The 21,504-nt window shown below is 33.3% G+C and carries 19 protein-coding genes; 7 read left to right on the forward strand and 12 right to left on the reverse strand.

Going from position 1 to position 21,504, the window contains the following annotated elements; all coding sequences use genetic code 11:
* Nucleotides 1-240 precede the first annotated feature (240 nt).
* From J2Y38_RS15295 to J2Y38_RS15330, 8 genes are all read right to left on the reverse strand, one after another.
* Nucleotides 241-987: a tetratricopeptide repeat protein gene (locus J2Y38_RS15295; protein ID WP_309844118.1), complete on the reverse strand. Its 747-nt coding sequence runs from the start codon at nucleotides 985-987 to the stop codon at nucleotides 241-243.
* 44 nt (nucleotides 988-1,031) lie between these two features.
* Nucleotides 1,032-2,786 carry a BatD family protein gene (locus J2Y38_RS15300; RefSeq protein ID WP_309844120.1) on the reverse strand — a complete coding sequence of 585 codons (1,755 nt, stop codon included), beginning with the start codon at nucleotides 2,784-2,786 and terminating at the stop codon, nucleotides 1,032-1,034.
* Nucleotides 2,787-2,910: 124 nt separating this feature from the next.
* Nucleotides 2,911-3,681 (reverse strand): tetratricopeptide repeat protein, encoded by a 771-nt coding sequence (locus J2Y38_RS15305; RefSeq protein ID WP_309844121.1) that lies wholly within the window; start codon nucleotides 3,679-3,681, stop codon nucleotides 2,911-2,913.
* A gap of 42 nt (nucleotides 3,682-3,723) precedes the next feature.
* The gene (locus J2Y38_RS15310; protein ID WP_309844124.1) at nucleotides 3,724-4,752 is read right to left on the reverse strand and encodes a VWA domain-containing protein; all 1,029 of its coding nucleotides are present in this window, start codon (nucleotides 4,750-4,752) and stop codon (nucleotides 3,724-3,726) included.
* Nucleotides 4,753-4,831: 79 nt separating this feature from the next.
* On the reverse strand, nucleotides 4,832-5,836 hold the full coding sequence (locus tag J2Y38_RS15315; RefSeq protein ID WP_309844127.1) for a VWA domain-containing protein: 1,005 nt from the start codon (nucleotides 5,834-5,836) through the stop codon (nucleotides 4,832-4,834).
* Nucleotides 5,836-7,467 carry a hypothetical protein gene (locus J2Y38_RS15320; RefSeq protein WP_309844129.1) on the reverse strand — a complete coding sequence of 544 codons (1,632 nt, stop codon included), beginning with the start codon at nucleotides 7,465-7,467 and terminating at the stop codon, nucleotides 5,836-5,838. The genes J2Y38_RS15315 and J2Y38_RS15320 overlap by 1 nt, the downstream gene beginning before the upstream one ends.
* A gap of 136 nt (nucleotides 7,468-7,603) precedes the next feature.
* Nucleotides 7,604-8,467: a DUF58 domain-containing protein gene (locus tag J2Y38_RS15325; protein WP_180855917.1), complete on the reverse strand. Its 864-nt coding sequence runs from the start codon at nucleotides 8,465-8,467 to the stop codon at nucleotides 7,604-7,606.
* A gap of 143 nt (nucleotides 8,468-8,610) precedes the next feature.
* Entirely contained in the window at nucleotides 8,611-9,615 is a 1,005-nt protein-coding gene (locus tag J2Y38_RS15330) for a MoxR family ATPase (protein WP_053473368.1), read from the reverse strand.
* 212 nt (nucleotides 9,616-9,827) lie between these two features.
* Here J2Y38_RS15330 and J2Y38_RS15335 point away from each other — a divergent pair, with 212 nt between their 5' ends.
* The 3 genes from J2Y38_RS15335 (at nucleotide 9,828) to J2Y38_RS15345 (ending at nucleotide 12,823) form a co-directional block, all read left to right on the forward strand.
* Complete coding sequence (locus tag J2Y38_RS15335) at nucleotides 9,828-10,700, forward strand: aldo/keto reductase (RefSeq protein ID WP_309844134.1); 873 nt, start codon at nucleotides 9,828-9,830, stop codon at nucleotides 10,698-10,700.
* A 100-nt stretch (nucleotides 10,701-10,800) separates the two neighbouring features.
* A complete protein-coding gene (locus J2Y38_RS15340) occupies nucleotides 10,801-11,556 on the forward strand; it encodes an SDR family NAD(P)-dependent oxidoreductase (protein ID WP_309844137.1) in 756 nt (251 codons plus the stop codon).
* Between the two features lie 121 nt (nucleotides 11,557-11,677).
* Nucleotides 11,678-12,823 carry an ATP-binding protein gene (locus J2Y38_RS15345; RefSeq protein WP_309844138.1) on the forward strand — a complete coding sequence of 382 codons (1,146 nt, stop codon included), beginning with the start codon at nucleotides 11,678-11,680 and terminating at the stop codon, nucleotides 12,821-12,823.
* 5 nt (nucleotides 12,824-12,828) lie between these two features.
* Here J2Y38_RS15345 and J2Y38_RS15350 read toward each other — a convergent pair whose 3' ends face one another.
* The 3 genes from J2Y38_RS15350 to J2Y38_RS15360 all read right to left on the reverse strand — a co-directional run bounded on the left by J2Y38_RS15350 (nucleotide 12,829) and on the right by J2Y38_RS15360 (nucleotide 14,435).
* Nucleotides 12,829-13,137, reverse strand: a complete 309-nt coding sequence (locus J2Y38_RS15350; RefSeq protein WP_309844139.1) for a hypothetical protein — start codon at nucleotides 13,135-13,137, stop codon at nucleotides 12,829-12,831.
* An 11-nt stretch (nucleotides 13,138-13,148) separates the two neighbouring features.
* Entirely contained in the window at nucleotides 13,149-13,625 is a 477-nt protein-coding gene (locus tag J2Y38_RS15355) for a DUF6932 family protein (RefSeq protein WP_309844140.1), read from the reverse strand.
* A 66-nt stretch (nucleotides 13,626-13,691) separates the two neighbouring features.
* Nucleotides 13,692-14,435 (reverse strand): PdaC/SigV domain-containing protein, encoded by a 744-nt coding sequence (locus tag J2Y38_RS15360; RefSeq protein ID WP_309844143.1) that lies wholly within the window; start codon nucleotides 14,433-14,435, stop codon nucleotides 13,692-13,694.
* A gap of 104 nt (nucleotides 14,436-14,539) precedes the next feature.
* Here J2Y38_RS15360 and J2Y38_RS15365 point away from each other — a divergent pair, with 104 nt between their 5' ends.
* Entirely contained in the window at nucleotides 14,540-15,682 is a 1,143-nt protein-coding gene (locus J2Y38_RS15365) for a cystathionine gamma-synthase (protein ID WP_256636301.1), read from the forward strand.
* Between the two features lie 84 nt (nucleotides 15,683-15,766).
* Here J2Y38_RS15365 and J2Y38_RS15370 read toward each other — a convergent pair whose 3' ends face one another.
* A complete protein-coding gene (locus J2Y38_RS15370; RefSeq protein ID WP_309844146.1) occupies nucleotides 15,767-16,561 on the reverse strand; it encodes a THC0290_0291 family protein in 795 nt (264 codons plus the stop codon).
* Nucleotides 16,562-16,884: 323 nt separating this feature from the next.
* On the opposite strand from J2Y38_RS15370, the gene gdhA reads away from it, so the two are divergent.
* The 3 genes from gdhA (at nucleotide 16,885) to recO (ending at nucleotide 21,430) form a co-directional block, all read left to right on the forward strand.
* Nucleotides 16,885-18,228 carry an NADP-specific glutamate dehydrogenase gene (gene gdhA, locus J2Y38_RS15375; RefSeq protein WP_309844148.1) on the forward strand — a complete coding sequence of 448 codons (1,344 nt, stop codon included), beginning with the start codon at nucleotides 16,885-16,887 and terminating at the stop codon, nucleotides 18,226-18,228.
* Nucleotides 18,229-18,360: 132 nt separating this feature from the next.
* Entirely contained in the window at nucleotides 18,361-20,643 is a 2,283-nt protein-coding gene (locus tag J2Y38_RS15380) for a T9SS type A sorting domain-containing protein (protein ID WP_309844150.1), read from the forward strand.
* A 73-nt stretch (nucleotides 20,644-20,716) separates the two neighbouring features.
* Nucleotides 20,717-21,430: a DNA repair protein RecO gene (gene recO, locus J2Y38_RS15385; protein WP_309844153.1), complete on the forward strand. Its 714-nt coding sequence runs from the start codon at nucleotides 20,717-20,719 to the stop codon at nucleotides 21,428-21,430.
* Nucleotides 21,431-21,504 lie beyond the last annotated feature (74 nt).

A 21,504-nucleotide genomic window follows, 5' to 3' on the forward strand; every position in this document is an offset into this window, starting at 1 on the left:
TCCAAAAATAAACAGTTTGTCTGGCGTAACGTTTGTCGATATGCTGGAAGTAGACGCACTGCTGTGCGTCTCTACGAAACATTAGGATGGATAATCTGTGTTATAAATAAAAACGCCAATTAACCACAAAACTTAATTTTCTTATCTCACTTATATGGTGAAATTCTACAAAAAAGAAAATCCCAAACTCCAATTGTTATGTTGGAATTTGGGATTTTATATTTTAAATATTTTGAACTTTTATTTTACTTCCTTAATTGTCGTACCATCAATCCAGCCTTCAGTTCCATCTGTTAATTCGATTTTTTTCCATTTTCCAACCGTTTCCATAACATAAACTTTTGCACCTTCATGAAGCAGGATAATAGCTGAACCCGCTTTTTGCGGTTCACTTCTAACTTCGCTTAATTCAGCAAAAACAATTGCCGGACGATCGTTGTCAAAATGATCTTTTTCAGACATTCCAGCAAAAACACTTAAAATTAAAGCAACCAAAAGAATAAACATTCCAATGAAATAAATTCTTTTTGTAATTGTAAGCTGTGAAAAATAGTATCCAATAAAACTTAGCAAAAACACAAAACCAATGGCAACAGAAATCTTGGCCCATTGATTATAATCAAAAATGCCGGTAAAGTTCTGGATCAGTTTTGCAAAACCAACTTTTGGCACTTCCTTGATTTCATCAATTGTTAGTTTTTTGGCAAATTTTAAGTTGTTTAAAGTCTCAGGATCGTTTGGTTTTAATACCAAAGCTTTTTCATAATTGTAAATAGAAGGCGCAACCTTATTCAGTTTATAATAACTGTTTGCCAGGTTAAAATACAACTCTGCCGACTGCTGTTTGTTTTCTTTAATAATATCTTCATAAACCTGAACAGCTTCCTGATATTCTCCCTTTTGGTACAAAGCATTTCCTTTTTCAAAGCTGCTTTGAGCAAAGAAAACCTGTGAGATTAATAAAAAGAGATATAATATATTTTTCATTATTAATTTTTTAAAACCTGTCGGGTTTGAATTTAAGTTAAAAATTAAACGATCTGTTTTTCTAATTCTGAAATAATCAAAACAGCTTTGTCATAATCCTGCTGAATAGAAGCGCTTGATGCCGGAGCATAACGTGCAAATTCACAGTTTTCGGTCAGATTAATGAAATTCTGAACCGTTTCAGGATTTGAATTTCTTGATAAAAGCAGTTCCTGAATATTGTCTTTACTCATTTCTGATGTTTCAATATGCAGTTTTGCTTTTAAGAAATTGTGCATCGCTTTTTCCAGAGCAATATAAAACGCCTCTTTATTATTAAGCTGTTTTTTAGCCTGCGATAAATATTTCTTCGCAAGTTTATTGTTCATTCTAATTCTGTTTCCGGTTACATCGCTGTCAATTGCTTCTTTTTTCTTCTTAGCCAAAATTATAATTGGAATAATGGCAAAAGGGAAAAACAATAAAGCATAATACAAATCTGAGCCGTAAAAATCATCTTTAGCAATTGATGCTAAAGTCGTTTTTGACTTAATATATTTAAATTGTTCTGTTTTAATAATTACGTTTTTAGCCGCTGTCGAAGGATTTGCTTCTGCCAAAGTCGGGCCGTCTAAAACATCCACCATAATTTCAGGAGAAGTTATCGTTTTATAAGAACCTGTACTCAGGTCAAAATAAGAAAACGTCATTGGCTTGATCGCATATTTTCCTTTGTACTGCGGAATAATAGTGTATTTGTCTGATATTTTTCCAGACATTCCAGACAATGAAGTAGTTACTTTTTCATCGTGAACAGGATCATACATTTCTAATGCATTTGGTACAACAGGTTTTGGCAGCGTAAACAATTTCATGTTTCCTGTTCCTGAAGCGCTTACAAGTAAATCTAAACCTTCGCCACTTTTTAACGTTGTTCTGGATGGTGTAACTTTAAAACTAAAGTTTCCAACTGCACCGGTAAAGCCTTCTGGTTTTCCTGATTCAGGAAGCGGTCTTACGCTTATAGTTCTGGCTCCTGTTGTTACCACTTTATTATCTTCAGCAATAATCATCTGGCCAAACATATCGCGGCGATTTGTTGGCAATTGCACGCCAATATCTAATGAAAATGGTGCGATTGTTAATCTGCCTGATTTTTGCGGATATAAAATAGCTTTCTTTAATATTACATAATGACATCTCTGGCCCTGGTAACTTCCTTCTTCCATTACCAATCGCGTGATGTCAATATTCTGATTCCAGAAATCATTGTATTTTGGTTTAGCAATTTCTCTAAATCCGGTAACACCAATTTCATTAAAATACAGTTTATAAACAACCGTTATAGGCTCATTTACATAAGGAGTTGTTTTAGAAACCTCGGCAACTAATTGTAATAATTCGTTTCCAGAACCGCCGCCTTGTTGTCTAGGATCATTAGGATCTCTTTCCTGCGCAACAGCATTGGTAACCGTAACTTTTATTGGAGCTGTTTTATAAACCTGTCCATTATATTCTATGGCAGCCTGTTTAATAATAACAGTTCCTTTTTTTTCAGGCTGAAGAATATAAGAATATATTTTTTGAAAAGAGCTTCGGCCGTTTACCCAAGACTGGCTTATTTGCTGGCTTGGTCCGGCTACAAGTTTAAATCCTTCAAATGCAGGCTGGTCAAAATTATCGCCATCGACATTCATGATGAAGTCAATGCGGAGTCTTTCGTTAAGTCCAAGCGTGTTTTTGCTTACTCTGGCTTCAAATTGAACTTGAGCCATAAGCCCTTGAAAAGTGAGCAGTAATAGAATTAAATATCTTTTCATTAATTGTTAGTCAGTTTTTGTTTAACTGTTTAATTGTTAATTTGTTTAATCGTTTTTTTTACTGTTTTATTGTTACAGTTTTGCCGAATAAACAGATTAACAAATAAACGATTAACCTAAAATCCTACCAGTCTTTTTCTGGTTTTTTAGGATTTCCTTTTATTTTTTGAGCGTTTACTTTATCTTGGATTTTCTTTTCTTCGTTGTTTACAGCATCTAACAAGTTCTGAACACGTTCTTTTGAAATTCCTCCAGGCTGCGGTTTAGGTTCTCCTTTGTTGTCAGACTTATCGTCTTTCTTTGGATCATTTTTACCGTCTTTTTTATCTTTGTCCTTATCGCCTTTGTCGTCTTTTTTATCCTTGTCCTTATCTTGGTTTTTGTCCTTGTTCTTGTCTTTATCTTTGTTTTTATCCTTGTCTTTGTCCTTATCCTTATTCTTGTCTTTGTTTTTATCGTTTTTAGGAGGATTTTCTTTTAGCTTCTGTTTCGCGTAAGCGTAGTTGTAACGCGTTTCGTCATCGGTAGGATCATTTCTCAATGCTTCTTTATATGCTTCAACGGCCTGCGTATAATCTTTCTCTTTCATAAAAACGTTACCAAGATTATGAAAAGCTTTGTGTTTTTCAGGTCTTGTTTTGGCAATCTTTATAGCATTCGCGTAAGCATATTTTGCTTCAGAAGCCTGATTTTGTCTGTAAATCGAGTTTCCTAAATTATAAGAGCCAGCTGCACGTTTTGAAAATTTTGAAGCCGAAATCCTGTAATTAGCTTCAGCCTCAGTAAATTTATTCTGCTTATATTCTTCATTGGCATCAGGCAATGTCTTGTCTTTTTCCTGAGCAGAAACTGCAAAAGGAAGCGTTAGTAAAATATAAAGAAGTAAATTTTTCATTCTAATTTTTTTATTTTTTGTTCCGAATTTTGAGCGGAATCTTTATTTCTTTTCGTTGAATAAATTCAACTCTTTAATCCAGTTTGTTTTTCTTTCTAAAAGGAAAATATCTGCAAATAAAAGCAGGAACCCAAAGCCAATAAACCATTGAAACTGCGATTGAAAATCGGCCATTTGTGTCGATTCAAATTCCGTTTTCTGAATCTTGTTTAATTCGTTTTTGATGAATTCCAAAACCTCTTTCGTATTTCCGCCGTAAACATACTTTCCTTTGGTTGCAAGAGTTTTTAATCCTTCCTGATTCAGTTTTGTAATAACAGTTTGTCCGTTTTGATCTTTCTGGTAATTTTTAACGATACCATTTTCTCTTAACGGAATTGTTCCTCCTCTTTCTGTTCCAACACCAATCGTAATAATTTTTATTCCTAGTTTACTGGCTTCCTCTGCCGCCGCCGAAGCACCTTCAGAATGATCTTCCCCATCAGAAATCAAAATTATAAGTTTACTTGTTTTGCTTTTTTCGTCAAAATATTTAGCTGATAATCTAATCGCTTCATCAAGAGAAGTTCCTTGTGAGGAAACCATATCAGGATTCATGCTTTGAAGGAACATTTTTGCAACACTGTAATCAGATGTAATTGGCAATACCGGAAATGCGCTTCCCGCATAAGCCACAATACCAATTCTGTCACTTCCTAAAGAGTTTATAATCTGCGAAACCAATTGTTTACTTTTCTCTAAACGACTTGGTGCCACATCTTCGGCAAGCATACTTTTAGAAACGTCGACAGCAAAAACGATATCAATTCCTTCACGTTTTACAGTTTCCATTTTTGTTCCAATCTTCGGATTTACCAAGCCGATAATTAAACACGCCAATGCCAAAAGCAAAACCGATAATTTTAAAACAGGTTTAAAAACAGATCGGTCCGGACTCAGTTTTTTAACCATGTCTAAATCACCAAATTCACGTTGTTTTTTTCTTTTCCAATACATATTGAAAAGGAAAATACACACCACAATTGGGAGTAATAGTAAGAGATATAAATATTTTTTTTCGTCTAATTCCATTTTTTAATTCTAGTTCTCAGTCGCAGTTTTCAGTCGCAGTTTCAGCTGTAAACTGAAAACTGTGACTGCGACTAAAATATTAAATAAAGCTTCTGTAAACTGTATTTCTTAAACCAATTTCAAGTAGTAATAAAAATGCTGCGAGTAAAACAAAAACTCTGTATTTTTCGTCGTAATCGTAGAATTTTAATTCCTGAATTTCAGTTGTTTCTAATTTGTTAATTGAACTGTATATTTCAGCTAATCTATCGTTGCTTGTTGCTCTAAAGTACGTTCCGTCTGTTTTGCGGGCAATATTTTTCATTAACTGCTCATCAATTTCAACTTTCTGCATTTTGAATAAAAAACCGCCGTTTGGTGCATAAGCATATGGAGATTCGGCCATTCCGTTTGTACCCAGACCAATTGTATATACTTTTATTCCGTATTGTTTTGCAATGTCAGCAGCAGTTTCCGGCTCAATAAATCCAGCATTATTAACACCATCTGTCATTAAAATAACTACTCGGCTTTTTGCTTTACTGTCTTTAAGACGGTTTACTGCCGTTGCTAAACCCATTCCAATTCCCGTTCCGTCTTGTAAAACCGTATCGTATTTAATACCTTTTATAGCTTCCAAAATAATTGGTTTGTCGCTTGTAACCGGTGTTTTTGTATAAGCTTCTGAAGCGTATAAAACTAAACCAACCCTGTCATTTGGTCTTTCCTCAACGAAATCGGCAGCAACTCTTTTTAAAGCTTCCATACGGTTTGGCTTTAAATCTTTTGCAAGCATACTTCCAGAAACGTCAATTGCTATTACAATATCAATTCCTTTTGTCGTTTTAGTCTGATTGCTAATATCAACGGTTCTTGGTCTTGCTAAAGCAATAATCAATGAACTTAAAGCAATAATCCTGAAAACGTATAAACAAGGCTTTAATTTGGTCAATAACGATTCGCTGTTTTTAAAACCTGCTGTTGAACTCATTTTTAATGTAGCCGACTGCTGATTTCTTTTCCAAAAAAACCAGCCAATAGCGATTGGAATTAATAGAAACAACCAAAAGAATTCCGGATTTAAAAAAGTGATCTGATTATTCATTAGTTACTTGCTTTTTTAAGTTCAACAGAATTTAGAATTCGGGTTGTAATGTCGTTTGCATATGTATCGCCTTCCTTATGCAAAATCATAATTTGCTGTAAACCTTGATCTTGTTTAAAAAGAAGGATTTCGTAATATGATTTTGTACTTGTTTTACTGTTTGGATCGATAATGCTCATTGTTCCATATCCTTTTATTCCCTGAATACCTTGATTGGTTTGAAAATCTTCTTGTTTAACAATGATATTTTGTCCGCCTTGAAGTTCAATAATTTTTAAAGTTCCTTCTAAAGCTTTAGGCAGATCAATATCAACAGGGTTTTTGAATTTGCTTGTTGAAACGGTAACATAAAAATTATCAATCATACTTCCGTAGATAAAAAGCTGCATTTCTTTAATCAAAGCCATAGTTTCTTTTGGCAGCATTTTTTGAGTATCCATTCGTTTTAAAACTTTTGGAGTTTCAATTATAACGCCCGGATTTCCATATTCACTCTTAACCCATTCACCTTCTAGAAGTTCTTTAGTAGGATGCCCAATAAGATTGTCTTTTACATAAGTAAAACCTTTTGTTGCAATAAAGAAAGTTGTAGTTGCTAATAATAAAAACAAAACAGAACCCACTGTAATGGCAATTCGTTTGTTTCTTTGTTTTTTTAACTGCAGCTGAATTTGTTTTTGTCTTTGTGCTTCGTTTAGCAATTGATCTTCTTCTTCAGCCGGAACTTCTGTTGGGATTGCATTGTCAAGCGTTAAAATTACTTTCTGAATTTTATTTCTGTCATCCGTAATTTCAAATTCAAGGGGTTTTGATTTTGCAAATTTTACTAAATCGGCCTGACGTAAAACACGTTCCAGATTTTCAACTGTTTCTGGTGTTAAAGTCATTTTCTTTTTAGTCGAAGCTGTTCTAATGGCCTCAATTAATTCAGAAGTCGTACTTTCCATTGCAGGAATATGAATCGCTTCTTCAATATAATTACGGGCAATATCCGTCAGTTCACTATAATATTCTTTAATTTCTCCTTTTTGAACAAGTTCTTTTGACTCTAAATTGTTTAATAAGCTTGTCGCTTTTTCAATAGGAGTTTTATAAACTTCTTCTTCAATTTTCTTTTTCTGGTGTTTTTTAACATACCAATAAATTCCTGCGCCAATTGCTAAAATAATAACCAGTGCCAAAACGTATTTCCACCAATCACCAATTCCGCCATCAGCAGCGGTAACATCTTTAATGTCGTACATTTTTTGCTGTAAAGTATCGACTTTTACATTAGCAACTTCAACACGAATAGAATCTGAGAAATAAGGTTTTTTATCAATTAAAATTTGAACACTCGGAATCACGTATCTTCCCGAATCAAATTGAGTTAATCCATATTTTTTGATTAATTCGTAAGTGTCGTTTTTCTTTACCGTATCAACCGGATAGGATTGAATAACCTCTAAAGGACCAAATCTTTTTAGTTTAGGGAAAACAACTTTCGAATTAGCATTTACAACCGTTTTCAGCGTTAGCTTAAACTCGGCGCCAATTTTATTTTTGGTGGTATCAATGCTGGTTTCGACTTGTTTTTGAGCAAAAACAGCCGTAGAAAGCAAAAATAAAAATATGTAAAACTTTAATTTCATTTGATTTGTGATTTCAGATTTTAGTCTAAAATGAATGCTTAAAATTGGAACACGGATGACACAGATTTAAGCGGATTTTTTATTTGAATAATTAGTGCAGACAATAAAATTTAAAATCTACAATCTAAAATTATATTTATCGTGACTTGAAATATCCAAGTAATTTAGTAACATAATTTTCGTCGACTCTTGTGTTTACAACACCCGCACCAGATTTACTAAAAATATCCTTGAAATAATTTACGCGTTCCTGATAATGTTTTTCGTAATTCATTCTCACCGTTTTTGAGCCTGTATTTACCAATTGAATTTTTCCCGTTTCGGCGTCAAGCATGGTTACCATTCCTAAATTTGGGATTTTTTCTTCACGGATATCGTACACACGAACACCAGTAATATCGTGTTTTTTAGAAGCAATTTTTAAAGTCTGTTCGTAATTTTCAGACATGAAATCAGAAATTACAAAAACAATCGCTTTCTTTTTCTGTGTTCCCGATAAAAATTTCAAGGCTTGTGAGATATCTGTTTTGTGGCTTTTTGGTTCAAATTCGATTAATTCACGAATAATTCTCAAAACGTGTGAACGGCCTTTTTTTGGCGGAATGTATAATTCGACATTATCAGAAAATAAGATCAATCCAATCTTATCATTATTTTGTGTAGCCGAAAAAGCCATCGTTGCAGCAATTTCTGTTACGATGTCTTTTTTAAACTGACTTTTTGAACCAAAACCTTCAGAACCCGAAATATCAACCATTAAAACCATGGTCAATTCTCTTTCTTCTTCAAAAACTTTTACGTGGGCTTCGTTGTAGCGTGCGGTTACATTCCAATCGATGTTACGAATATCATCGCCATATTGGTATTGGCGCACCTCGCTGAAAGTCATCCCGCGCCCTTTAAATGAAGAATGGTATTCTCCCGAAAAGATATGATTGCTCAGTCTTTTGGTTTTGATTTCTATTTTCCGTACTTTTTTTAAAAGCTCTTTTGTATCCATTTTTGTTAGTGTTCAGTGATCAGTTAGAAAGTGTTCAGTTAAAGTTCAAATTCTAAAAGTTCTTTCTATCTTTTATTAGTGTTCAAGGATAAAAGTATCAGTTTGTTGACTGAATACTAAAACCTGAACACTGAGCACTTTTTTTAAGGTACTTCAATCTCGTTTACGATTTTGTTGATAATGTCTACAGAAGTAATGTTTTCGGCTTCAGCCTCATATGTGATTCCAACTCTGTGACGTAATACATCATGCACAACAGCACGAACATCTTCTGGAATTACATAACCACGACGTTTGATGAAAGCGTAACATTTTGCAGCATTTGCTAAGTTGATACTTCCACGTGGAGATGCTCCAAAACTGATAAGTGGTTTTAAGTCGGCTAATTTGTATTTCTCTGGGTAACGAGTAGCAAAAATGATATCCAGAATATATTTTTCAATTTTTTCATCCATATAAACTTCACGAACCGCTTCTTGCGCACGTAAAATTTGTTCTACAGAAACTACGGCATTTACCTTTTCGTAGCTTCCTTTTAAGTTTTGGCGAATTACAAAACGTTCTTCATCAATTTTTGGATAATCAATTACTGTTTTCAACATGAAACGGTCAACTTGTGCTTCAGGAAGCTGGTATGTTCCTTCTTGTTCAACCGGGTTTTGAGTTGCTAAAACTAAAAACGGACGATCTAGTTTGAAAGTGGTATCACCAATTGTAACTTGTTTTTCCTGCATCGCCTCTAAAAGTGCAGACTGAACCTTTGCCGGAGCACGGTTAATCTCATCGGCAAGTACGAAGTTGGCAAAAATTGGCCCTTTTTTAATAGAGAATTCGTTTGCTTTAATATTGTAAATCATGGTTCCGATAACATCGGCAGGAAGTAAATCCGGCGTAAACTGGATACGGCTGAAAGAACCCTGAACCGCTTGTGACAAAGTATTAATGGCCAAAGTTTTTGCTAAACCAGGAACTCCTTCAAGTAAAATATGTCCCTGACCCAAAAGACCAATTAACAGACGCTCGACCATATGTTTCTGGCCCACAATAACTTTGTTCATTTCCATTGTAAGAAGGTCTATAAAAGCACTTTCTCTCTCAATTTTTTCATTTATCGCTCTAATGTCTAAAGTCGTTGTATTTTCTTCCATATAAATATTTTTAAAACCTTGATTTTTACGCCTAATTTTTGAGAGTGCAAATTGAATATTTTTTAAGAAGTAAGATGTTAAAGAATGGTTAAAACTTCGACCAATCACCTAATTTTAAGGACGAATTGTGAATCTATTTTTATATTTTTAAGAACTTTGGTGATTATGTTTTATAAAAGCATATTTATTAGCAAAAATAACTCAATATAACCATGAGCAAAACAGCATTATCGCCTATAATTTCGGGCACTATGAATTGGGGTGTTTGGGATAAAAACCTTTCACCAAAAGAAATGGAAAACATGATACAAATTTGTATCGAAAACAAAATCACAACTTTTGATCACGCCGATATTTACGGAGATTATACCACCGAAGCCGATTTTGGTAAAGCATTTAAAGCCAGCAAAATTTCGCGCGAAAAATTACAATTAATTACAAAATGCGGAATTCAGCTTGTAACAGAAAGCCGTAATAACAAAATCAAACATTACGATTATTCTAAAGAGTATATCATTTGGTCTGTTGAAGAATCTTTAAAGAAACTAAAAACAGATTATGTTGATGTTTTTTTACTGCACAGACCAAGTCCGTTAATGAAGGCAGATGAAATTGCAGAAGCAGTTGAAAAATTAAAATCGGAAGGAAAAATTATTGATTTCGGACTTTCGAATTTTACAAGTTCACAAACCGAGTTAATTCGTCAAAAAACAGAAGTAAGCTATAATCAGGTACAATTTTCTGCAACTCATTTTGAACCAATGGTTGACGGAAGTTTAGATTATATGCAGACACACGGAATTCGCCCATTGTCATGGAATCCGCTTGGAACTGTTTTTAGAGAAGATACCAAGAAAACGCGTCGTTTGAAAAAGTTATTTTCAACGCTGCTTGAAAAATATCATCTTGGTGCAGATACACTTTTACTGGCGTGGATTTTAAAACATCCGGCAGCAGTTATTCCAATTGCAGGAACAGTTAACGTTGCCAGAATTCAGTCTTTAGTAAAAGCCGCTGAATTAGAAATGGATAAAGAAGACTGGTTTGCGATCTGGACTGAAAGCATGGGTGACGATGTTGCTTAAATAAAAATATTAGCCCACAGATTTTACAGATTTAAAAAAATTACAGTGTAAATCAGTTTAATCAGTAAAATCCGGGGGCAAAAAAAACAAAAAATATAGAATGAAAAAAACAGTTTTAATTACTGGTGCTACAAGCGGAATTGGAAAAGCTACCGCTCAGATTCTAGCTAAAAACAACTATAAAATTATTCTTTGCGGAAGACGTAAAGATCGTTTAGAAGAATTGGAAAAAGAACTTTCTGTTTTTACAGAAGTTCATTCGCTTTCTTTTGATGTTCGTGATAAAAATGATGTTCTGGAAAAAATTGGTGCTTTGCCAGCTGCATTTTCAGATGTTGATGTTTTAATCAATAATGCAGGAAATGCGCATGGTTTAGATCCGATTCAAACAGGAGATTTAGATGATTGGGATGCGATGATTGATATAAATGTAAAAGGACTTTTGTATGTTTCAAAAGCGGTAATTCCGAAAATGACAGCCAAAAATTCCGGACATATTATTAATATTGGTTCAACTGCGGCCAAAGAAGTGTATCCAAACGGAAATGTATATTGCGGAACAAAACATGCCGTTGATGCGATTACAGCAGGAATGCGAATCGATTTAAATCCATTCGGAATTAGAGTTGGAGCAATTCATCCCGGAATGGTGGCAACAGAATTCAGTGAAGTGCGTTTTAAAGGAGATACCGAAAGAGCTTCAAATGTATATAAAGGATTTGATCCGCTTCAGGCAGAAGATATTGCAGATATTATTCATTTTGTGGTTTCAAGACCATATCATGTCAATATCGCTGATTTAGTCGTGATGAGTACCGCGCAGGCATCATCAACGATTGTCAAGAAAAATATCTGATAAAATTTTATCGTAGAGACGCACAGCAGTGCGTCTTTTTTACGTTTTAAGGTTATGAAATGCAATTAAAATGATTACGAGTTTTTAATTAGTGTAAATTAGTGACAGAAAAAACTAGACTATGATTAATAAACGCCTTTTGATAAAGAATTTACTTGCTCACAACGACGAGAGCAGTTTTTATGATAAAAAAAGGCAGTTGAATTTACATTCGCGAGAAGGAAAAGGAAAGTTTTTAAAACACATTTGTGCACTTTCAAATTCAAATCCGGCGAATAATTCTTATATCGTTGTCGGAGTAGAAGATCAGGATAACGAAATTGTAGGTGACGATTTCTTCGATGACAGCCGAATTCAGAATCTCGTAAATGCATTTCTGGAAAATCCTCCAAAAATTCAATACGAAAACGTACCATTTCCAAATCTTCCAAAAGATAAAGTAATTGGTTTGGTTACGATAAAGCCTAAAAGCAAAATTTCCTATTTTAAAAAAGGAATTCATACCATTCTTGCCAATAGTGTTTTTATAAGACGAGGCAGTAATTCCATTCCTGTGGAAGAACATGAAGAAGTCGAAAAAAATAATCAGAATACAGAAACCGTAATTGGGATCGAAAATAGCTCCCGAAACAGTATTCAATATACGCTGGACGGCGTAATCGATTTTATGAATTTCAGGCATAAAGACATGTCACCAAAATACAATGTTTTTAAAGAATTGTTTGTAATCTGCTGGGCGGGAGTTCCAAAAAAATCAAGAGATAAAACCTTTTTATCCCGCGTAGATATTGAGTTAATTAATGAACAAGTTAAGCTTTTTTATTCGGCGCAGGATGTGGTTACGATTTTCTTTGATGATGATACTTTTACAATTACAGAATATGTTCCGCTTGGATTAAATGATAAAACAAGTTATTACCCGCTGGAAGAACAAACAATTCATTTTTTTGATAATGGTTATTATAAAATTGACCGTAAAATGCTTTTTCAACCTCCTGAATTTAATAAACGAATGTTATTCCACATTTATAACGCCAATATTGCGCTGCTTCAAAAAATACAAAAAGGAATTTCTTTATCGGGTCGTGAATTAAAAGATCTTGAAAATCTTCCGTCAACTTTTATGATCTGTTACTTGAATGGTTTTGATGATGCCAAGCAAAAACTAATTGACGCAAAATTACTTTTAAAGCCTTTTGGGCAGGCTTATTTATCTTTTAAAGAAGCTTTACGAGTTTTGAGAAAGATGAAGTATGATGTTCAGTAGATTTCTTAAGCGTAATTTTCAATAAAAACGTTCTCAATTTTTTTTAAGTTGTCATTTTCCTCAAAATGTAAATGACTTATTTCATTATTGTAGAATTTTTCTATAAAAAGTTTGATAATATACATAACTTCAGTTCTGTTATCACTATTGGTTAAAAGTTCTTTAAGCAAATAATTACTTAGTTTTAGCTTTTGATTTTTATACTGGTCTGACATCAAAGTAGAATCTGAATCTTTATGTAAAATAAGCATTTTATTGACTTTGTTTATTTCTTCTATTAGATCTAGAATATGATATAATTTGTTGTCTTTCATTTTGTTGCAGATTAAAATTTTATTTCCAAGAAACCTTTTGATAACCTGTTTCCTCTAATTCGTCTTGTTTTTGTAAATCGGTCGAGCCAATATGCTTTGTCGCTTATATATCTAAAATTATTAATATGACTCTCGGGATAAACTTCAATAATATAGGCATCAACACCATAAATAATTTCTGAATTAGGGTATTTGAACGCATCTAGTTTTGAGCCTAATTGAGAAACGATCTTGTAATCTAAAAATGTTACTAAATCAATATCTCCGGGATTATGTTTTTTTGTTACATATGATCCGTTAAGCCATTGATGCAGTTCGTCTAAATTACATACTTTTTTGAAATCTTCATTATATTTAACATAAGCTTCAAAAATTTCTTTTCTTTTTATAGAAGGAATTTTTAATACAAACTCATTTTCTAACTCTTGTACTGTAGAAGTGATTTTATTGTCTGGCACTAATAAGCCAGAATGATTAAAAGTTAACATGAAAAATAAATTAAAACAACTACAAAAGTAAGAAAAAGATTTCTTTTTAATGTTTGATTGTTTTTCTTATTGAAATTTCAAATATTTACTCACTATATCATACGGAAATACAATTTCTTTTGGGCCATCGGCATAAGATGCAGCTTCGTATGAATTGTAATAAAGAAGCAAACCTGCAGAAGTATAAAAAATATTCTGAGGCAATTGAAATTTATCATTTTCAAACATTAAACCTGTTGCGTTTATGTTGGCGTTTTCGGGAATTTGATATTTAAGCCTGAATTCTTTTTCGGCGAAAGCCTTAAACTCTTTTTCGTTTTGAAACAATTGATCGTTAAAAATGACTTTTCCGGTTTTTTGGTTAAATAATAAAGATCTAAAACCTTGGTAGCCATGTGCGCCGCCGGTAAAAGTATAATGATCAATTTTGATGTTTAAAATTTGTTCCGATTCAAACTCTACATTTCCCGTTATTTTTCCTTCCCAGCCAAAAGTATCGTGCGGAAATTTTTTATGCATTTCTTCGTAAGAAGCAATAAAAGATTTTGACAATGATTTATAATCGTTGACCTTTGTTGAGTCTTCACCGAAATAAATGATTTCTTTTATTACATTGAAAACTTTTTTATTAATACTGTCCGCGATGATCTTTTTATTTTTAGCAATTGGGACTTCTATTGTGATTTTCGGGCAATCATTTTTGCACGGAATAGTAGATTTTTCTTCAAACGTTTCATTTTCAAATGAAAGCTCTTTTTTGCAACTCGTAAAAATCAAACACAAAAAGATTATAAATATGTAATTTTTCATATCAAAAAGTGTTAATTATCTACAAAGGTAAGAAGTTGTATCAGGATAAAATAAATTAAGCGGTAAATTTGTGCGACAATTATGGATTTAAAATTTATAACTATATGAAATTCAATACAAAAGTAATACATGGTGGTCAGCATCATGATCCAAGTACAGGAGCGGTTATGCCGCCGGTGTATCAAACGTCAACTTTTATTCAGACAAGTCCGGGAAAACCTTTGGCAGATTATGAATACAGCCGAGCATCGAACCCAACTCGTACAGCTCTTGAAGAGGCTTTAGCAAGTATTGAAAATGGTACACGCGGATTGGCTTTTTCTTCTGGTTTAGCCGCTACAGATTGTATTTTAAGATCATTTAAAGCAGGCGACGAAGTTATTGCAATGGATGATTTATACGGAGGAACTTACCGTATGTTTTCAAGAATTTATAAAGATTCAGGAATAAAATTCCATTTTGTTGATATGACGGATATTGCAAAATTGAAATCATTAATCAATGAAAATACAAAATTGGTTTGGGTAGAAACGCCAACAAATCCGTTAATGAAATTAGCTGATATTGCAGAAGTGGCAAAAATCACTAAAGAACATAAAATCTGGTTTGCTGTAGATAATACTTTTGCAACGCCATATTTACAAAAACCTCTTGATTTAGGTGCTGATATTGTAATGCATTCGGCTACAAAATATTTAGGCGGACATTCTGATGTTATTGCCGGAGCTTTAATTGTAAAAGATGCCGCTTTAGGCGAACAATTACACTTTCAACAATTTGCGACTGGAGCTACTTTAGGGCCAATGGATAGTTTTTTAGTTTTGAGAGGAATTAAAACGTTGGCATTAAGAGTGCAGAGACATTGCGAAAATGGAGAAAAAGTAGTGGAGTATTTGACTAAACATCCAAAAATAAATACAGTTTATTATCCTGGATTGGAAAATCATCCATTTCATGAAATTGCAAAAAAGCAAATGAAAGCTTTTGGCGGAATGGTTTCTTTTACATTCAAATCGGGTAAAAAAGAAGATTCTATTGCGTTTTTAGAGAAATTGAAAGTATTTACTCTGGCTGAATCTTTAGGTGGAGTAGAATCGCTTGCAAATCACCCCGCTTTAATGACACACGCTTCGATTCCTGCTGATAAAAGAGCGGAAGTTGGTATTACTGATGACTTAGTAAGATTAAGTGTTGGTATTGAAGATGCAGAAGATTTAATTGCAGATTTAGAGCAGGCTTTAGCGTAAATTAAATTCCAAATAAAAAATCCCAAATTCCAATTTTAATATTTTGGAATTTGGGATTTTTTTTATTTTAATATTTCTTTAGAATTAGAATTCTAAGTAATAAATGTATCCAACATTAAACCAAACCTGCCAGTCATTAGCCTTGTTTTCTTCATAAAGATCTTTGTTCGGGTTTAAACCATCAATCCAGTCTGAACTAAAAGCTTGAAAACGAGTTTCAAACATTACATCGCTCATTTGAGTTAATTTAAGGTGGAATCCAACACCGGCAGTTGCTGCTAAAGCTACTCCGCTTTCACTTGCAAAACCATATTGATGACCATCTGAAGGAGTTAAATATTTAGGGAAAGTTGTTGACGGAAGTCCTAATTCACCCATTGTTGAGCTTACTTTCGAAGTATAATAAGTTGCCAGGAATCCGACACTAAAATACGGACTAAAACCGCCCGCTGTATTTTCGAAATCATGAATTTTCATAAATGGAGAAAATTCTAACTGAGCTCCAAGATTTAATAAAGTAGATTTACCACTCATTGCTTTTAACTGGGCAACAGCCAATTTGTTTTTAGCACTTTCAATATAACCGCCAAAATGGTTAAGAGTTGTGGTATTAAAAGATAATTCTGATCTAACTTTAAAATGTTCTGTGAAGAAACTTTCTCTGTTATTATTTGCAGAAAAGTTTATGAAGTGAACAATTCCTACGCCAAAACCGGTGTTTCCCACATTGGTATCGAAATTATGTCTTTCTCCAAAATCGGACTGAAATGCTACAGGGCCGAAAATAATTCCTACTTCTTGTGCCAGATTAGACTGAGCATTGGCAATAGTGGTAATGCCAAATAGGGCGAAAATTGTGAAATATAGGTGTTTAAACATCTCTTGGGGCTTTCAAAATATTGGCAAATATAAAAAAAACATAGTCGAATCAAAATAATATATACTTCTATTAAAAATTTAATAACAAAACACTTAATTTTCTGACTTTAAAGGCGGTAAATTGCTGTAAAATCGCAGGTGTAAAATTGTATTTTTAAGATTGTTTAAAAAATACACAATTCTTCTCCAAAAACAAAAAAAAATAACAAATCATGTTGATTTTGCTATATCTTTGTATGTTATAACGAAAACGTTTTCTTAAAACGTATTTTCTTATGTAATTGATTAAGTTTAAAACTATTATTTGAATAATTTATTGTAAAATGGAACAAAAAATAAATGAATTTATGGCTCTTGTTGAGTCAAAAAATCCAAACGAGCCAGAATTTCTTCAAGCCGTTAGGGAATTTGCAGAAACGGTAATTCCATTTATCGCAGAAAGAAAGAAATACGACGGTAAAAATTTACTTCTTAGAATTGCTGAACCAGAAAGATCTATAATTTTTAGAGTTCCTTGGGTTGACGACAAAGGAGAAATAATCGTAAACAGAGGTTTTAGAATTCAAATGAACTCAGCGATTGGCCCATACAAAGGCGGAATCAGATTTCATCACACTGTAAACCTATCAGTTTTAAAATTTTTGGCTTTTGAACAGGTTTTCAAAAATAGTTTAACAACACTTCCAATGGGTGGAGGTAAAGGAGGATCAGATTTTGATCCGGAAGGAAAATCTGATGCAGAAATCATGCGTTTCTGTCAATCATTTATGACTGAATTATGCCGTCATATTGGTCCGGACTTAGACGTTCCTGCAGGAGATATTGGAGTTGGTGCCAGAGAAATTGGTTATTTATTTGGTCAATATAAAAGAATTAGAAATGAATTTACTGGAGTTTTAACCGGAAAAGGACTTGCTTACGGTGGTTCATTAATCAGACCTGAAGCTACAGGATATGGAGTAGTTTACTTTACAGATCAAATGCTTCGCACAATTGGTCACGAAATTAAAGGGAAAAGAGTTGCTATTTCAGGATTCGGAAACGTTGCTTGGGGTGTAGCTTTAAAAGTAAATGAATTAGGAGGAAAAGTGGTTACAATTTCTGGACCTGATGGTTATATTTTGGATGAAGAAGGTATTTCTGGAGAAAAAATTGAGCATATGGTTGAAATGAGAGCAACTGGAGATAACAGAGCTGAGAGATATTTAGAGAAATATCCAAATGCAATTTTCCATAAAGGGAAAAGTCCATGGGAAGTAAAAGTTGATATTGCTATTCCTTGTGCTACTCAAAACGAATTGAACGGAGACGATGCCAGAAAATTAATTGATAATGGTGTTTTATGTGTGACTGAAGCGGCTAATATGCCATCAACTTTAGATGCTATTAAACTTTTCTTAGATAACAAAGTACTTTTTGCACCAGGAAAAGCTGCAAATGCTGGTGGAGTTGCAGCATCTGGATTAGAGATGACACAAAACTCTATTCGTTTAAACTGGACAAGCGAAGAAGTAGATTTAAGATTAAAAGATATCATGGTTGGAATTCACAACCAATGTAAAAAATATGGTGCAGAACAAGATGGTTATGTAAACTACGTAAAAGGAGCTAACATTGCCGGATTTGTTAAAGTTGCCGATGCTATGCTTGCTCAGGGTGTAGTATAAGATTAATTACAATTGAAGAATGCTCTCATTTGTCTTATAAGGATAAATCGGGAGCATTTTTTTATTTCGTTAAAGAAGAAAAATCAAATACTTTCGTTTGTAGTATATTTGTCTATCCGATATTTGTAAACAATGACAAGAAAGTTTCTTTACATTTTATTTTTAGTACTATCTCAATTTTGCTTTGCACAAGGCCAATTGTCATGGGAAGGCTATTTTTCGTTTAATGAAATAAAAGATATTTCAGAATCTCCTACAACGGTTTTTACTGCTTCAGAAAATGCCTTGTTTTCTAACAATACAGCTTCAAATGCTATAAAAACAATAACAACTGTCGACGGACTTTCGGGGCAGACAATTTCTGCAGTATACCATAGCGAATCCTTCAAAAAAACAATTGTTGGTTATGAAAATGGTTTGATGATCATCATTAATGAAACAGACGGAAGTATCATAAAAAAAGTAGACATCATTAATAAACAATTATCGGCAAGTCTTAAAAAGATTAACCATTTAATGGAGCATAACGGCTTATTGTATGTTTCCTGCGATTTTGGAATTGTGCAGTTTAATTTAACAACATCACAATTTGGAGATACTTATTTTATTGGAGATAATGGTGCCGAAATCAGCATAAAACAAACCGCTTTTTTTAATGGATTTATTTTCGCAGCCACTTCCAGCGGAATTAGAAGAGCAGATATCACAAGCCCAAATTTAATTGATTTTAGCCAGTGGACTGTTGTAAATACAGGAAATTGGGCAAGTGTAGCGACGCTAGATGTAGAACTCATTGCAATTAATTCAACGGGAAATATTCATCGATATAACTCCAATACTTTTGTCAGTTTCTTGCAGCTTTCGCAGCCTTCTGTTGATATGCGGGCGGTAAATCACAATTTGTTTGTTACTACTTCAACTTCAGTTTACGTTTATAATAGTCAAATGGTTTTAACTCGTCAAATAGTTAATACGGAGCTTCCGGATATTAATCTGACGTTTTCGTGTGCATCGGCAGTTGGCGATATAATTTACATTGGAACAAAAGAAAAAGGATTGTTTTCTGGCGCAATTTCGGGAGTTGGAACTTTCGAAAACAATACTCCGGCAGGCCCTTCACGAAATAATATTTTCTCACTTGATGTTACGCCAAATTCTCTTTGGGCAGTATATGGAGATTATGATTTTAATTATAATCCTTATGACTTAGATAGTTATGGCATAAGTAAACTTAATAACTTAAAATGGTTAAATATCCCATATTCAGAAGTTTATGATGCAAAGTCAATTACTCGTGTTATTGTAAACCCAAGTAACGAAAAACAAGTTTATGCGAGCTCTTTTTTCTCTGGATTATTGCGAATTGAAGATGATATTCCCAATTTTTTATACAATGAAAAAAACAGCGGTTTAGAAACTTTGACATACGAAGGTCCAAATTATATTGATGTTCGTATTAACGGAACTGCATTTGACAGAACAGGAAATTTATGGGTAACAAACAGCCGAATTAAAAACGGATTGAAAGTTTTAAAAACCGATGGTCAATGGCAGAGTTATTCCACAAGCACAATTTTAAGTAATGCCGAAAGTACAAGCTATGCTAATATAGTTATTGATAAAAATAACGTCAAGTGGATTTCTACAAGCAATGAAGGTGTAATTGCATTTAACGAAAGCACAAATACTTTCAAAAAAATGACCTTTGGAACCGATGCAGGAAATTTACCAATTGCCGATGTAAGATCTGTTGCAATCGATACCAAAAACCAGCTTTGGATAGGAACCACAAAAGGATTAAGAGTTTTATCGAATGTTGGAAATTTCCAGACCGAAACGCAGTTAAAAGCAAATCCAATAATTATTCTGGAAGATAATCTGGCTCAGGAGTTAATGTACGAGCAGTTTATTACTTCGATTGTGGTGGACGGTGCAAATAATAAATGGATTGGTACAGCAGATTCTGGTATTTTTATGGTTTCGCCAAACGGTCAGGAAACCAAATATCATTTTACAATTAATAATTCGCCTTTACCAAGTAATACCATAAATGATATTAAAATTAACAGTGCAACCGGAGAAGTTTTTATAGCAACCAATAAAGGAATGATTTCTTTTAAAGGAATTGCAACCGGAGCAAACGATAATTTAAATAATGTTTATGTGTACCCAAATCCAGTTCGTCCAAGTTATTCCGGAACCGTGAAAGTCGCTGGTTTGATTGATAAAGCAAATATAAAAATTACCGACATCGAAGGAAACTTAGTTTACGAAACCACTTCAGAAGGTGGAACGATAGAATGGGACACAACAGCCTTTGGAAAATATAAAGTAGCTTCTGGGGTATACATGGTTTTTATTTCTGCACAAGACGGAGGCGAAACCAAGGTCAAGAAAGTTATGATTATTCGATAGTTTTCAGTTTCAGTGGCAGTTTAAAATTTAGATTTCTAAAATCTAAAATCAGCAATCTAAAATCTAAAATTCTGTGCTCGTCAAAACCAAAGCAATAGTAATCTCATCTTTAAAATTTCAGGAAAAAAGCTTGATCGTAAAATGTTTTACACTTTCAAGCGGACTGAAATCTTATTTTGTCCGCGATGCTTTTTCGAGCAGAAAAGCAAATCAAAAAATTGCTTATTTCCAGCCGTTGTCTATTTTAGAAATCGAAGCCGTACATAAAAACAAAGGCACTCTTGAAAATTTTAAAGAGATAAAAAACGGAATCCCTTTTCAAACCATTCATACTGATATTGTAAAAAGTACAATGGTAATGTTTCTTTCAGAGATACTTCATTACTCTATTCAGGAAGAAGAAAAAAACGAATCCCTCTTTTTGTTTTTAGAAACCGCATTGACATGGCTTGATAATCATGACGAAATTTCTAATTTTCATTTGATTTTACTTTTAGAAATCACAAAATACTTAGGTTTTTACCCCGATACTTCAGAAATAGATTTACCTCATTTTGAAATGAATGATGGTGTTTTTACGCTTTTCAATAAAGGAAATGTACTTTCCGAACACGAAACCGGCTTACTCAAAAAGCTAATCGATTTAAAGTTTGACAATACTGAAAAAATCTTTCACGTAGTCGAAAGACAGATTTTATTGAAGGTTTTAATTGATTACTACAGCTTTCATTTAGAAGGATTCAAGAAGCCGAAATCACTAGAAGTTTTGAAAGAAATATTTTCTTAAAACTGATTCCTATTTTTATATATTTGTGCAGCGAATTTTTATTAAAATAATCTTAATTTTTATTTTAATAAGTT

This window comes from Flavobacterium sp. 2755, from assembly GCF_031455715.1.
Taxonomy (GTDB): Bacteria; Bacteroidota; Bacteroidia; order Flavobacteriales; family Flavobacteriaceae; genus Flavobacterium.

What these genes read in the sequence shown, in the direction of transcription:
- J2Y38_RS15350 (WP_309844139.1), bottom strand. Translation starts at nt 13,137, where the DNA reads ATGAAAGACAACAAATTATATCATATTCTAGATCTAATAGAAGAAATA.
- J2Y38_RS15380 (WP_309844150.1), top strand. Translation starts at nt 18,361, where the DNA reads ATGACAAGAAAGTTTCTTTACATTTTATTTTTAGTACTATCTCAATTT.
- J2Y38_RS15335 (WP_309844134.1), top strand. Translation starts at nt 9,828, where the DNA reads ATGAGCAAAACAGCATTATCGCCTATAATTTCGGGCACTATGAATTGG.
- J2Y38_RS15340 (WP_309844137.1), top strand. Translation starts at nt 10,801, where the DNA reads ATGAAAAAAACAGTTTTAATTACTGGTGCTACAAGCGGAATTGGAAAA.
- J2Y38_RS15360 (WP_309844143.1), bottom strand. Translation starts at nt 14,435, where the DNA reads ATGAAAAATTACATATTTATAATCTTTTTGTGTTTGATTTTTACGAGT.
- J2Y38_RS15300 (WP_309844120.1), bottom strand. Translation starts at nt 2,786, where the DNA reads ATGAAAAGATATTTAATTCTATTACTGCTCACTTTTCAAGGGCTTATG.
- J2Y38_RS15370 (WP_309844146.1), bottom strand. Translation starts at nt 16,561, where the DNA reads ATGTTTAAACACCTATATTTCACAATTTTCGCCCTATTTGGCATTACC.
- J2Y38_RS15325 (WP_180855917.1), bottom strand. Translation starts at nt 8,467, where the DNA reads ATGGATACAAAAGAGCTTTTAAAAAAAGTACGGAAAATAGAAATCAAA.
- J2Y38_RS15365 (WP_256636301.1), top strand. Translation starts at nt 14,540, where the DNA reads ATGAAATTCAATACAAAAGTAATACATGGTGGTCAGCATCATGATCCA.
- J2Y38_RS15345 (WP_309844138.1), top strand. Translation starts at nt 11,678, where the DNA reads ATGATTAATAAACGCCTTTTGATAAAGAATTTACTTGCTCACAACGAC.
- J2Y38_RS15355 (WP_309844140.1), bottom strand. Translation starts at nt 13,625, where the DNA reads ATGTTAACTTTTAATCATTCTGGCTTATTAGTGCCAGACAATAAAATC.
- J2Y38_RS15295 (WP_309844118.1), bottom strand. Translation starts at nt 987, where the DNA reads ATGAAAAATATATTATATCTCTTTTTATTAATCTCACAGGTTTTCTTT.
- J2Y38_RS15330 (WP_053473368.1), bottom strand. Translation starts at nt 9,615, where the DNA reads ATGGAAGAAAATACAACGACTTTAGACATTAGAGCGATAAATGAAAAA.
- J2Y38_RS15320 (WP_309844129.1), bottom strand. Translation starts at nt 7,467, where the DNA reads ATGAAATTAAAGTTTTACATATTTTTATTTTTGCTTTCTACGGCTGTT.
- J2Y38_RS15305 (WP_309844121.1), bottom strand. Translation starts at nt 3,681, where the DNA reads ATGAAAAATTTACTTCTTTATATTTTACTAACGCTTCCTTTTGCAGTT.
- gdhA (WP_309844148.1), top strand. Translation starts at nt 16,885, where the DNA reads ATGGAACAAAAAATAAATGAATTTATGGCTCTTGTTGAGTCAAAAAAT.
- J2Y38_RS15315 (WP_309844127.1), bottom strand. Translation starts at nt 5,836, where the DNA reads ATGAATAATCAGATCACTTTTTTAAATCCGGAATTCTTTTGGTTGTTT.
- J2Y38_RS15310 (WP_309844124.1), bottom strand. Translation starts at nt 4,752, where the DNA reads ATGGAATTAGACGAAAAAAAATATTTATATCTCTTACTATTACTCCCA.